Source organism: Aedoeadaptatus acetigenes (assembly GCF_025566985.1).
In the GTDB taxonomy this organism is placed as follows: domain Bacteria; phylum Bacillota; class Clostridia; order Tissierellales; family Peptoniphilaceae; genus Aedoeadaptatus; species Aedoeadaptatus acetigenes.
In genome coordinates, this window is sequence record NZ_JAOQJD010000015.1 from 13,579 (window position 1) to 25,924 (window position 12,346).

General features: G+C 52.7%; 12 protein-coding genes. All 12 read right to left on the reverse strand.

The genetic code is table 11. The annotated features are described in order from the left end of the window. Positions 1 to 37: 37 nt before the first annotated feature. The 12 genes from hpt to glmU all read right to left on the reverse strand — a co-directional run bounded on the left by hpt (position 38) and on the right by glmU (position 12,233). On the reverse strand, positions 38 to 601 hold the full coding sequence (hpt, locus tag OCV31_RS08330) for a hypoxanthine phosphoribosyltransferase (protein ID WP_199909573.1): 564 nt from the start codon (positions 599 to 601) through the stop codon (positions 38 to 40). Then, entirely contained in the window at positions 562 to 1,845 is a 1,284-nt protein-coding gene (gene tilS, locus OCV31_RS08335) for a tRNA lysidine(34) synthetase TilS (protein WP_148474255.1), read from the reverse strand. Before tilS ends, hpt begins: the two co-directional genes overlap by 40 nt. A gap of 45 nt (positions 1,846 to 1,890) precedes the next feature. Continuing rightward, positions 1,891 to 2,301, reverse strand: coding sequence for a S1 RNA-binding domain-containing protein (locus tag OCV31_RS08340; RefSeq protein WP_108831162.1), 411 nt, complete (start codon positions 2,299 to 2,301; stop codon positions 1,891 to 1,893). 3 nt (positions 2,302 to 2,304) lie between these two features. After that, entirely contained in the window at positions 2,305 to 2,634 is a 330-nt protein-coding gene (locus OCV31_RS08345; protein ID WP_148474257.1) for an FtsB family cell division protein, read from the reverse strand. A 45-nt stretch (positions 2,635 to 2,679) separates the two neighbouring features. Next, positions 2,680 to 2,928: an RNA-binding S4 domain-containing protein gene (locus tag OCV31_RS08350; protein ID WP_148474259.1), complete on the reverse strand. Its 249-nt coding sequence runs from the start codon at positions 2,926 to 2,928 to the stop codon at positions 2,680 to 2,682. 40 nt (positions 2,929 to 2,968) lie between these two features. Continuing rightward, positions 2,969 to 3,247 (reverse strand): HU family DNA-binding protein, encoded by a 279-nt coding sequence (locus tag OCV31_RS08355; protein WP_148474261.1) that lies wholly within the window; start codon positions 3,245 to 3,247, stop codon positions 2,969 to 2,971. Positions 3,248 to 3,256: 9 nt separating this feature from the next. Further along, positions 3,257 to 4,537: a MazG nucleotide pyrophosphohydrolase domain-containing protein gene (locus tag OCV31_RS08360; protein ID WP_148474263.1), complete on the reverse strand. Its 1,281-nt coding sequence runs from the start codon at positions 4,535 to 4,537 to the stop codon at positions 3,257 to 3,259. A gap of 172 nt (positions 4,538 to 4,709) precedes the next feature. Further along, positions 4,710 to 5,765 (reverse strand): peptidylprolyl isomerase, encoded by a 1,056-nt coding sequence (locus OCV31_RS08365; protein ID WP_267303908.1) that lies wholly within the window; start codon positions 5,763 to 5,765, stop codon positions 4,710 to 4,712. Positions 5,766 to 5,814: 49 nt separating this feature from the next. Then, the gene (gene mfd, locus OCV31_RS08370; protein ID WP_148474267.1) at positions 5,815 to 9,303 is read right to left on the reverse strand and encodes a transcription-repair coupling factor; all 3,489 of its coding nucleotides are present in this window, start codon (positions 9,301 to 9,303) and stop codon (positions 5,815 to 5,817) included. A 36-nt stretch (positions 9,304 to 9,339) separates the two neighbouring features. Then, complete coding sequence (gene pth, locus OCV31_RS08375; protein WP_148474269.1) at positions 9,340 to 9,900, reverse strand: aminoacyl-tRNA hydrolase; 561 nt, start codon at positions 9,898 to 9,900, stop codon at positions 9,340 to 9,342. Between the two features lies 1 nt (position 9,901). After that, complete coding sequence (locus OCV31_RS08380) at positions 9,902 to 10,858, reverse strand: ribose-phosphate diphosphokinase (protein ID WP_148474271.1); 957 nt, start codon at positions 10,856 to 10,858, stop codon at positions 9,902 to 9,904. Position 10,859: 1 nt separating this feature from the next. Further along, positions 10,860 to 12,233: a bifunctional UDP-N-acetylglucosamine diphosphorylase/glucosamine-1-phosphate N-acetyltransferase GlmU gene (gene glmU, locus OCV31_RS08385; protein ID WP_148474273.1), complete on the reverse strand. Its 1,374-nt coding sequence runs from the start codon at positions 12,231 to 12,233 to the stop codon at positions 10,860 to 10,862. Positions 12,234 to 12,346 lie beyond the last annotated feature (113 nt).

The following is a 12,346-nucleotide window of genomic DNA, read 5'->3' on the forward strand; positions in this document are numbered from 1 at the left end:
TTCTATCGTACCTTTCAGTATATCATAATTTTGCCTCTTATTTCTCGTATACTTCCGGCTTTAATACGCCGACATAGGGCAGATTTCTGTATTTTTCCGCGAAGTCGATGCCGTAGCCCACGACGAATTTATCCGCCACTTCGTAGCCTACATAATCCACATTCACCGCCCGCTCTCTGCGAGAAGGCTTGGTGAGCAAGGTGGCGATGGCGACTTTTTTCACGCCGCGGCTTTCCATGACTTTCGTTAAATAGCTCAGAGTGAGCCCCGTGTCCACAATATCTTCCACGATTAAGACGGATTTGCCTTCCACTGTGGTGGAGAGGTCTTTTAAAATGCGCACCTCGCCGCTGGAGGTGGTGGATGTGCCGTAGCTGGAGACGTCCATAAAGTCGATTTCCATGGGAAGGTCGATGGCCTGAATCAAATCCGCCATAAAGGCGAAGGCGCCTTTTAAAATGCCGATGACGATTAAACTTTCGCCGCGAAAATCTTCCGTGACGGCCTTGCCGATGCGCTCAACCGCCGCCATAATCTCTTCCTTCGACACCAATACTTCTGCTACATCTCGTTCAATGGAATCCACGCGAGTTTCTGCCATGATTTTTCCTCCTGCCTTTCAGCTTTTCTGAGTCCCACGACCCATACCACTTCCCCCGCCTCCGTGACGATGGGCCAGCGGTCGCGCCGTCTGCGATCGATCTTTGCGTCGATAAATACATCTTTTACTTTCTTGCGGCCCACTTTCAGGCGAATCACATCTCCGGGCCGCCTCGTGCGAATCACGACGGCGGAAGGATCCTTGACGTAAATAAAATCGTCTCCCTCGCCCAGGTAAAAGCGATGGCCCATAAATTCCGCCCGGCTCTCCTTTAAGGCCACCTCGCCTTCGCTCGGTCCTTCCTCTTCGGGAACAAAAAAAGCGATGCCGCCGTAGGTTTTTTCCACGCGCAGCCCGGGAAGGTCCAACCCCTTTCCCGTCTGCGCCTGCTCCAATTCGTCGATGGCGGCGATGTGGTCGTAGCCCATGTTTTTCACGTGACCCTTTACTTTTTCGACGGCCAGGCGAAAGGCCCGGCGGCGCAGAGCATCGGGAACGCGAAACACGTCGCTCGCGAGGGTGACGATTCCCTTCTCTTCCGCCCCAAGGGCCTCATAGATTTTTTCCGCCTCCTTCGCCAAATAGCTTTCGTCTTCTTCCGCCATGGTCCGAAACGACGCCATGGCGCGGCGAAAGGCCGGGTTAATGGCCTCCGCCTCGGGGACGATTGAAAGGCGCACCCGATTTCTCGTATAGGTGGGCTCCAGATTGGTCTCGTCCACCACATAGGGAATGTTTTTTTCGGCGAGGGCCGATAAGATTTCTTCTTTCGTCACGGCGAGGAGGGGGCGAAAGAGATCCCCTTCCAGCACCTTCATGCCTTCCATGCCCTTTAGGCCCGTACCCCGAATCAATCTGAGAAGCATGGTCTCCACCTGATCGTCCAGGTGGTGGGCCAGGGCGATGCGCCCGCCCGGTGCCTTGTTGCGGCGAAAGAAATCATAGCGCAATTCGCGCCCGGCCTCTTCCGTGCCCAATTTGTTTTCTCGGGCGTAGGTAAGCACATCGGCCCGCTCAGTGATGAGGGGCACGTCCCAGCGGTTGCAAATATCCATTGCAAAGGCCATGTCCCTGTCCGCCGTCGCCCTGAGTCCGTGATGCAAATGGGCCGCCTTTAAATCGAAGGGGCAATGCTTTTTATACTCCTTCAGGAGATAGAGTAGATACACGGAATCCGGCCCGCCGGAGAAGGCCGCGAGGACACTCGTGTTTTCACGGATGATGCCGCCAAATAGATCTTCCACAAAGGCCTCCGTTCAAAAAAAGAGCGTCGCTCGGCGACGCATACTTTATCTTCTCTTGGTCTTACCCTGTCTTACATTTCGACGCTGCTTGGCGCTTTCAATCTTTTCATTGCTGACCTTCATGAATTTGCTCAACATGTCGTCGAAGCTGGACGCATCGGATCTATGGACTTCTCTGTTTAGTTGAACCGCCTGGGGAAGGGGCTTTTGTTGTTCAGATTTCGGTTGGGCCTGCTTCATGCTCAGGGCGATTTTTCCGCCGTCTTCGATGGAGAGCACCTTGACCTTGACTTTTTGCCCCTTGGACAAATGATCCGAGACTTCCTTGACGTATTCATCGGAAATTTCCGAAATATGTACCAGTCCGTTGTGATCCTCGTCGAGTTGTACGAATGCGCCGAATTTCACGATGCCCGTGACCACGCCTTCTAAAATAGCTCCTACTTCAATTGCCATAGATTACCTTGTATCCTCCTCGTTTATACTTTTTGTGCGATCTTTTTCCTTGTCCACGTAAATCACTTCCCGGGGCTTAACCATGCCCAGATCTTCTCGGGCCACTTTTTCCGCAAATTCCAAGCTGTCGCTGTTTCGAATGGCCGCGCCCGTTTCCTTGATTTCTCTCGTGCGGGTTTCGATCTTCGTTCGATTTTCCCGTACAATGGCTTCTTTTTGGCGAGTTTCCTTCCACGTTCCGAAACTGATAAACACACAAAGGACGGCCACGGCGATAATCGCCAAGCGGGCCGTTTTGACGGGAACTCTGTGAATTTTTCTTTCCTTTGCCATGCACTCACCTCGATACTATTAGTATCGCATGTTTCGGCGATCTTTTCAATCGTCGAAAAGAATTTCGTAGAGATCTTCGGCGCCTTTTTTCTGAACATTGTCCTTAATGTCTAAAACGCGCAGCTTTTGGCTGCGGTTGCCGAATTGCACCGCGACGATGTCGCCCACGGCCACTTCGTCGCCGGCCTTGGCGGTCTTGCCGTTAATGGTGACGCGGCCGCCGTCGCAGGCTTCCTTGGCCACGGTGCGGCGCTTGATGATTCGTGCGTTTTTCAAATACTTGTCGATGCGCATGCCTTCTCCTTTAAAAAAAGGGCCCTTTAGGGCCCGTGGATTATTTGTTGACCGATTCTTTTAATGCCTTGCCTGCGCGGAAGACCGGAGCCTTCGATGCGGGAATCTTAATGACTTCTTCCGGATTTCTCGGGTTTCTGCCTTCGCGGGCTTTGCGATCGCGCACTTCAAAGGTACCGAAGCCGACTAATTGCACTTTGTCGCCTTCTGCCAAGCTTTCTTCGATGGTGGACAAGAAAGCGTTTAATGCGTTTTCAGCGTCTTTTTTGGATAAGTTGCTCTTTTCAGCAATATTGGAAATAAGTTCAGATTTGTTCATCATAGCCTCCTAAAGATTTTTATTTTCGTCGCCTTCATGGGAAAGGGCGTCGGTGAGTCGGCCCAAGGCCGCAGCCAAGGTGCTCTCCGCGTCGATTCCCGCATGTTCGGCATCGATCAACAGTTTTATAAGTCCTTCGACGATTCGGCGGCTGTCTTCGTCCATGCCCTCGAAGGCCTCGGAATGCAGTGCATCCTCCGGCAAACGGGCCACGGTTTTTTGCCCCCGCATCAGGGCCGGCAAGCCCTCGTAGTGGCGAAGTTTTTCTCCCAAACTTTGACTGCCCCGCTCTTTCGATTTCATGCCCTCCCAATCACTCGCACCGCCTTGAAAGACGTGGGGGTGACGGCGGATCATTTTTTCCACCAGGGCTTCGGTGAGGCTCGCCAAAGTAAATGTGCCTTCTTGCGCCGCCAATTCGGCGTGAAAAATGACTTGAAACAGGACATCGCCCAGTTCTTCTTCCATGGCGAAATCGTCCTTGCAGTCGATGGCATAGGCCGCTTCGTAGGCTTCTTCGATTAAATGGGCCTTCATGCTCTCGTGGGTTTGTTCTCCGTCCCAGGGACAGCCCTCGGGGCCGCGAAGCCGTCGAATCAACCGTACGACATCCCTTACATCTTTGTACGCCTCCGTGGCGGGAATATACAGGCTGGTTTCGTAGCCGTAATCGTCGAAGCGATCCAGCATGTACACGGGCCGCTTCTCCCTGAAGGCTTTCGCTTCGTGTCCGGCGTGGGAGAGGACGAAGACCTCGTGCTCGTCGCCGTAAAGCTCGGACAGCGCCAGCTTCAACTCCCGCACGATCCGTTGATTGTACACTTGGGTCACGATGGTGTCCACGTGCACGTCCAGATCCAGATCCGTAAAGTCGTCGCCGTTAATGATTTTCAGGCCGTCGATGGGATCTTTCTTTACCGCCGCCAGTACCGGCTCGATAAAGCTCAATCCGTCGACGATGTCGATGCTCGGGTCCTTTTCCAAAAGATAGACCACCGTCTTTTCCGCAATCAAGGGATGGCCGGGAACAAAATAGGTAATGTCCTCGCCCTTCGAAGCCTCCATGAGGTCATCGGCGATGGTCCGGTAGATGGCGTCGAAATCATCCAGGGATTCGTAGAGGTAATCGTAGCTTTTGTAAGGAATGTGGTGGGAGCGAAAATACGCGACTGCGTCGTGTGCTTCCGTCCTGAGAAATTTTTTCGACTCGTCGTGAATGGCCTCCAAGGCTTTTACCGTAAGGTCCTTTTCATTGGTCGGACCGAGACCGACAATTCGTAATTTTCCCATGACGTCCCCCTTTTACCTTTGTTATTGTACTATTCACGGCGGCCTTTGTCTAGTTAAAAAAGGATTTTTTAGCCCAATGAAGCCATTTATAGGCCCTTTTCCTTCTTCGTTTCCGGAAGGCAAATAAAAAACAGCCCGGTCCTGAGACAGGCTGTTTCTTTCGTGGATTGATTTACTTCTTTTCTTCCTTTGCGTCCTTGGCATTGCCTTTGGCTTGTTCATTTTGTGCCTTGGCATTTTCACCTTGTGCCTTGTCGGCGGGCGCTTCGTCTTTTTTCGCCGGTTCTACGGGAATGTCTTTCGCCGTGTTGACCGTGCGTTTTACTTTGGCTTTTTTCTCGAGCTTGTCGTTGTATTCCTTGAACTTTTCTTGAATGACCGCTTCTTTCACGGCGTCTTTGGCGCCCTTGAAGTCGTTGGAAATTTTTTCAAGCTTAATAATGTGGAAGCCGAATTGAGTCTTCACGGGATCGGAAATTTCGCCGGGCTTCATGGAGAATACTTTTTCGTCGAATTCCTTTACCATTTGGCCGGGAGAGAATTGACCCAGGGAGCCGCCGTTTTGTGCGCTTCCCGTGTCCAAGCTCTTTTCCTTGGCAAGTTTCGCAAAGTCGGCGCCGCCGTCCAATTCTTTTTTAATGGCGTCGGCTTCTTCTTTGGTCTTAACCAAAATGTGGCTGGCTTCGGCGGTTTTAAATTCGTCTTTGTGGCCGTCGTAGTACTTTTTCAGTTCTTCTTCCGTCGGTTCCAATTCCTTCAGCATTTTTTCTTGGTATTGTTGCATGAGAAGGTTGGTCTTCATGTATTCTCTCATTTGATCGGCGGTTAAGTTGTTTTCTTTCAAGGCGTCTTGTAATTTTTCTTCGCCGCCGTACATATCGACCATTTTCTTGTATTCTGCATCCACGTCTTTGTCCGTGATCTTAATGCCCTTTTCTTCGGCATCTTGTTTGTAGATTTCGAAGCGAACCATATTGTCCAGGGTGTTTTGACGCATGATTTCGCCCATGGTTTGTTTGCCGTCGGGGCTCTTTTGCATGAGGAAATCTTCCCCGTATTGAGCCATGGCTTGTTGGGCCTGCATCTTGTATTCCCGTTCGTAATCTTCGATGGTGATGGGCTTGCCGTTTACCGTGGCGGCGACATCTTTTTTGCCGCAACCGGTTAAGAGAACCGTCGCCGCCAAGCAGACGACGCCGATTTTTTTCATCGTGTTTTTAATAGTCATAAACATCCTTTCCTTACTTTTAAAATCTCCATTTCATTATAACAAGTAACTAGGCCTTTCGTGTGTGCGATTTGTGTATTTTCATAAGATCCAGGACTTTTTCTACATCGTCCAGGGCATTTTTCTCCGCCGAGAGGCGAATGCTGTATTCCCCGGCCATGGAAAAGACCAATCGCTTGCCGAAGACGCTGGTGAGTTCGTTTAAGAGGGACAGATCGAGTTCGTAGCCTTCGACGAAGTGGAAGCTGTACTCGTCGCCCTTTTGTTGAATGGTTTCCACTTTGAGGGTGGAGGCCAGGTGGCGAATCTTGGAGAGGTGCACCAGCTGAAGAACGGCCTTCGGCGGGTCGCCGAAGCGGTCGATGAGCTCGTCGATCACATCCCGCTCGTCCTCGTCGTCGGTGATGACGGCGATCTTTCTATACATTTCCATGCGCTGGGTCTCGTCTTTAATGTAGCTTTTGGGGATGTAGGAATCGATTAACACGTCCAGGGCGGTGTCCACCTCTTCCGCGTCCTCTTCGCCTTTCGCCCGACGCACGGCCTGTTTCAAAAACTTAATGTAGAGATCGTAGCCGATGGCGTTCATGTGGCCGTGTTGACTCTCCCCTAAAATATTTCCCGATCCGCGGATCTCCAAATCCCGCATGGCGATTTTGTAGCCGCTGCCGAATTCGGTAAACTCGCGAATGGCGGCGAGGCGCTTTTCCGCCACTTCGGAAATGCCCGCATCCCGCTTGTAGGTAAAGTACGCGTAGGCGATGCGATTGCTCCTGCCAATGCGCCCCCGCAGTTGGTAGAGTTGAGAGAGCCCGAGGCGATTGGCCTCCCACACGATCATGGTGTTGGCATTGGAGACGTCCATGCCCGTTTCGATAATGGTGGAGCAGAGAAGCACGTCGATGTCCCGATTGTAAAACCGGAGCATGGTGTTTTCCAGCTCCCGCTCGCTCATTTGGCCGTTGGCCATGGCGAAGCGGGCCTCGGGCACCAAGTCCTGTAAGTCGCCGAGCATTTTTTCCATGGTGCGCACCCGATTGTAGACGAAGTAGATCTGTCCGCCTCGGTCCAGCTCCTTTAATATGGCTTCGCGAATCATCATGGGATTGTATTCCACCACGTAAGTTTGCACCGGGAAGCGCTCCCGGGGCGGCTCGTCGATGACGGACATGTCCCGAATGCCCGCGAGGGACATTTGCAGAGTCCTCGGGATGGGCGTCGCCGTCAGGGTCAAGGTGTCCACGCTTTCTTTTAAAAGCTTGAGACGCTCCTTGTGCCGCACGCCGAAGCGCTGCTCCTCGTCGATAATCAAAAGGCCCAGGTCCTTAAACTTTACGTCTTTGGACAGGAGGCGATGGGTGCCCACCACAATGTCCACGGCGCCGATCCTCAGTCGCTCCAGATCCTCTTCCTGTTCTTTTTTCGAACGGAAGCGGGAGAGGATCGCCAGGTCCACGGGGAAATTGGCAAAGCGCTCCCGCATGGTGTTGTAGTGCTGCTGGGCGAGAATGGTCGTGGGCACGAGAAAGGCCACTTGCTTGCCGTCCAACACCGCCTTGAAGGCCGCGCGAAGGGCCACTTCGGTCTTGCCGTAGCCTACGTCGGCACAGAGCAGGCGGTCCATGGGCTTGGCCTCTTCCATGTCCTTTTTAATTTCTTCCGTGGCTTCCAATTGGCCGTCGGTTTCTTCGTATTGAAAGGCCGCTTCGAAATCCTTCTGCCATGGCTGATCTTCGGTAAAGGCGTAGCCCGCCACGTCTTCACGCTTGGCGTAGAGGCGAATCAAATCCTCTGCCATTTCTTCCACGCTGCGCTTGGCTTTGGCCTTGGTGTTTTTCCAGGTTTGGGTGTTGAGGCGATTGATCTTCACCGGCGCGTCGTCGGAGGCGATGTAGCGGTGAATCAAAGCCATTTGATCCATGGGCAAAAAGAGCTTGTCGCCCCCTTGGTAAAAGAGGCTGATGTAGTCCCGCCGTATGCCCTGCACCTCCAGATTGGTGGTGCCCATAAATTTTCCGATGCCGTGCATTTCGTGAACCACGTAATCGCCTACGGAAAGGCTGCCCAAGTCGATGACGTCTTTTTTCTTGCGCCGCCGCTTTCTTTTTTTCGTTTCGCCGAAAATTTCCGTGGCATTTAAGAGGACGAAGCGCACTTCTTCCATCTCGAAGCCGCCGTGGACGTGACCGGAATCAAATTGTATCACCCCGGGCATTAAGACATCCTTAAGAGGCGCGGGCGCAAAGCCCATGTCCCGCACCGTGTCCTCCAACCGGCGGGTCTTCTCCTCGCTGCCGCCTAAGAGGACGACGGCGTAGTCTCTGTCCAGGTAGCGCTGAATTTCTTCTTTGAAGTAGCGCATGCGGCCGCCGAAACTTGTGACGGTCTTCACATTGAAATTGGCAATGCGCTTCAGCTGATAATTTCCCGGAGCGCGGACGATGTGGCTGGAGATAATTACATCCCGTGCCGTCAAGTCCCCCTCGATGACGTCGTAGTCAATTTGTATGCTTAAATGGGACTTTAACAGCTCCCCTGCCTCGGCCAAATCGCTCAGGGTGTCGACGAGAGAAAGCTCCTGCTTCTCAGCCACTTCCCTCATGCGGCGCGGCTCGTCGACAAAAATCAACGGCGATTCCTTAAAGTAGTCGACGACAGAAGCCCGCTCTTTTTCGGGAATGTAGGGAAGCAAAAGATCCGTGTGGGACAAAAAGGCGCGATCTTTCAGCTGCTCCACAAGGGGCATGAATTTTTCTTCCGCCCGATCTTGGGAGACGCGGCTCAGTTTTTTTATTTTCTTCAGATCTTTTTCGATGGCGGCGGCTACGCTGTCTTTAAGGGCGTCGTCGAAAATAACATCGTGGACGGGAAAGATCTCCGCCACATCCACGTCCTCCACGGAACGCTGGGTCTCAGGATCGAAGCGGCGTATGGAATCCACCTCTACGTCGAAAAGCTCCACTCGATAGGGGTAATCTTGGGGCGTAAAAATGTCGATGATGCCGCCGCGAATGGAAAATTGGCCCATGCCCTCGACGAAATCCACGCGCTTGTAGCCCGATGCCAAAAGCTTTTCCACGAGGGCGTCGGTATCTATCATATCCTCTACCGCCAGGGAAAAGGCCGCAGATTTTAAATAGGCCGGCTTCAGGAAAATGCCGCCTAAGGCCTCCGGCGTGGTGACCACAATCTTCGCCCGGCCGTCCAGCATGGCCTGAAGGGTTTTCAATCGGGCGCTTAAAAGCTCGTTGCTTCCCGCGTCCCGCTGAAAGAAAAACAGTTCCCGAGCCTGGAGCTGAAAGACGCCATCCTCGGCGTAGTAAGACAAGTCTTCCGCCAATCGCTTCGCCCGAGCCACGTCGTAGGTCATCAGAAGCACGGGCCTCTCTTGATCCCTGCGGATCGTATCCACGACAGGGGCGATGGCCGCCTCCGCCAAGCCGTAGCAGCCGATGGGAAATTCGCCCTCCCTCAGGCCGTCTGACACTTGTCGAAAGGAGGGATCTTTTGAAAAAAGCTCATTGTAAATACGCGTCATTTTGCCTCCTAAAAAGCAGCCCCTTGGAGCTGCTTTCTACTTTCCGTTATAGGTATTCATGGCGGCATCGAGCCCCTCTTTTATAAACAAAAGCGTGGCATCCTTCGCCTTTTCGATGGTTTCGTCCATGATTTTTTCCTCACCCCCGGAAAAGGTGCTGAGGACGAAATCGGCCAAGTCCATGTGGGGATTTTTCTTTCCCACGGCGATTTTCAGTCGGGGAAATTGATCCGATTGCACTTGGTAAATAATGGACTTCAGCCCGTTGTGGGTGCCGGCACTGCCGGATTTACGAAGCCGAATGGTGCCGAAGGCGATGTCGATGTCGTCCACCAAGACCAGCACATCTTCCGGCGCGATTTTAAAGTAATCCATACAGGCCCTCACCGATTGGCCGGACTCGTTCATGTAGGTGGTGGGCTTTAAAAGACGCACCTTCTTTCCAAAGGCGCGCCCTTCCCCGTAAAGGCCTTTAAATTTAATGGAGCTTACGGGGATGTTTAAAGCGTCTGAAATGGCGTCCACGGCCATAAAGCCCACATTGTGTCTGGTGTTTTTGTAGCGATCCCCCGGGTTTCCTAAACCGACGATAAGCATTTTACACTTCTTCGAAGATCTTGCTGATGGAGCGGTCGGTATTTACCCGCGTAATGGCGTTGGCGAGAATCGGTGCCACGGACACGATGTCGATCTTGTCGATGTGTTTTTCCGCCGGCAAGTCGATGGTGTCGGTAATGACGAAGCGTTCCATAACGGAATTGTCGATGCGTTCGATGGCCGGTCCCGAAAGCACGCCGTGGGTGGCGCAGCCATAGACTTTCTTGGCGCCGTATTTTTTCAGGGCGTCGGCAGCTTTGCAGACCGTGCCCGCCGTGTCGATAATATCGTCCACGAGAATGCAGTCTTTGCCTTCGATGGAACCGATGACGTTCATTACCACGTTTTCGTTGGCCTTGGGCCGTCTCTTTTCGATAATGGCAATGGGGGCGCCGTTGATTTCTTCGGCAAATTTACGGGTGCGGGTGACGCCGCCCAAGTCGGGACTGACGGCGACAATATTGGATGTGTCGATGTGTTCTTTAAAGTATTTTGCCAAATAGGGAACGGCGGTTAAGTGATCGACGGGAATGTCGAAGTAGCCTTGAATTTGACCGGCGTGCAGGTCCATGCAGATGACGCGATCCGCGCCGCTTACGGTCATTAAATTGGCCACGAGTTTCGCCGTAATCGGTTCTCTTGCCCGCACTTTTCTGTCTTGACGGGCGTAGCCGTAATAGGGCACGACGGCGTTGATACGGCCGGCGGAGGCACGCTTTAAGGCGTCGATTAAAATCAAAAGTTCCATTAAATGGTCGTTTACCGGACCCGAGGTGGGTTGAATGACGAATACATCTCTGCCCCGCACGGAATCCATGATGTCGATGGAGATTTCCCCGTCGGAGAATTGCTTGACCTCGCAGGCGCTCTGTTCGATGCCCAGAATCTTACAGATTTTCTCCACCAAGGGCTGGTTGGAATTGCCCGCAATAACGACGACTTCACCGTGATTCTTCATACTAGCTGTCCTTTCTCCGGTTCCAACCGGGAATCATTCTCTGTTCACTTCTCTCTACTGCCAAACTTCCGTCTTCCACATTTTTCGACACCGTGCTTCCGGCGGCGATAAAGGCGCCTTCGCCGATGGCGATGGGAGCCACCAAATTGACATTGGAGCCGATAAAGGCATTGTCGCCGATGGTGGTGCGAAATTTTTCCTTGCCGTTGTAGTTGCAAAAGATCACGCCGCAACTGATGTTGACATTTTCTCCCACGTCGCCGTCGCCGATGTAGGCCAAGTGGCCCGCCTTGGTGCCTTTTCCGATGTGGGAATTTTTCACTTCCACGAAATTGCCGATGTGCACATTTTCTTCCAATACGCAGTTGGGGCGCAGGTGGGCGTAGGGCCCCATGGTGACGCCCGAGCCCACGACGGATTTTTCGACCACGGATGAGTCGATGACGGCGCCGTCTGCAACGGTGCTGTCCACGATGCGGCTCGCGCCTTGAATGACGCAGGCTTCGCCGATGGTGGTCTCACCTACCAGGTGGATGCTCGGCCCTAAAATCGTGTCGCGACCGATCTTGACGCCGCTGTCGATTAAGGTCGATGCGTCGTCGAGGAAGGTGACGCCGTTTTCCATGTGGTACTTGTTGATCCTGCGGCGCATGATTTTTTCACAGGCGGCAAGTTGCACGCGGGAATTGACGCCGAGCATTTCCTCTTCGTCGCAAATGGTAAATCCGCCGACTTTCTTTCCGTCGTCTTTGAGCATTTGGATCACATCGGTTAAGTAAAGTTCGCTCTGATTGTTGTTGGAGCTTAGATTGCCGATGTTTTCTTTCAAGGCCCGGCCGGTAAAGGCAAAGATGCCCGTGTTTACTTCCGTAATGGCTTTTTCTTTGTCCGTGGCGTCTTTTTCTTCCACGATGCCCGCGATGGTGGAATCTTGGTCCCGAATGATACGACCGTAGCCGAAGGGATCGCTGACTACGGCGGTTAACACGCAGGCGTCGAAGTCATGGCTTTCCACATAAGCTCTGAATCTGGCGATGGTCTCTTCTTTAAAAAGGGGCGTGTCGCCGGTTAAAATATAGACCTTGTCCTCGTCGGAAAATTCGTCCATGGCACAGTAGACGGCGTAGCCCGTGCCGTAGGGAACACCTTCGCCCATGGTCTGCTCGATAAACGTGAGCGGCGCGTCTTTAAAATAGTCCATGACGTCGGCCTTTTTGTGTCCGACGATGACCACGGTTTTGTCCATGGCATTGGCGATGCAGTTGTCCACCACATAACTTAATATGGCTTTTCCCGCAACTTTATGCAGCACCTTGGGCATGTCGGATTTCATCCGCGTGCCTTCGCCTGCCGCTAAAATAATTGATACATTCACACTTACACCTCACTCGTAATCCTTCTGGGAACTATTATATCGAACACGGCAACATCTCACAACATTTCTTCCCATAAAGAAACGGCGAGCGCTCGGCTCACCGCTTCGTATTT

Bases quoted from the DNA above. Each gene is read 5' to 3' on its own strand.
- OCV31_RS08365 (WP_267303908.1), bottom strand. From the start codon at position 5,765: ATGACTATTAAAAACACGATGAAAAAAATCGGCGTCGTCTGCTTGGCG.
- OCV31_RS08340 (WP_108831162.1), bottom strand. From the start codon at position 2,301: ATGGCAATTGAAGTAGGAGCTATTTTAGAAGGCGTGGTCACGGGCATC.
- pth (WP_148474269.1), bottom strand. From the start codon at position 9,900: ATGCTTATCGTCGGTTTAGGAAACCCGGGGGATCGCTACAAAAACACC.
- OCV31_RS08360 (WP_148474263.1), bottom strand. From the start codon at position 4,537: ATGGGAAAATTACGAATTGTCGGTCTCGGTCCGACCAATGAAAAGGAC.
- OCV31_RS08380 (WP_148474271.1), bottom strand. From the start codon at position 10,858: ATGAAGAATCACGGTGAAGTCGTCGTTATTGCGGGCAATTCCAACCAG.
- OCV31_RS08350 (WP_148474259.1), bottom strand. From the start codon at position 2,928: ATGCGCATCGACAAGTATTTGAAAAACGCACGAATCATCAAGCGCCGC.
- OCV31_RS08355 (WP_148474261.1), bottom strand. From the start codon at position 3,247: ATGAACAAATCTGAACTTATTTCCAATATTGCTGAAAAGAGCAACTTA.
- hpt (WP_199909573.1), bottom strand. From the start codon at position 601: ATGGCAGAAACTCGCGTGGATTCCATTGAACGAGATGTAGCAGAAGTA.
- OCV31_RS08345 (WP_148474257.1), bottom strand. From the start codon at position 2,634: ATGGCAAAGGAAAGAAAAATTCACAGAGTTCCCGTCAAAACGGCCCGC.
- mfd (WP_148474267.1), bottom strand. From the start codon at position 9,303: ATGACGCGTATTTACAATGAGCTTTTTTCAAAAGATCCCTCCTTTCGA.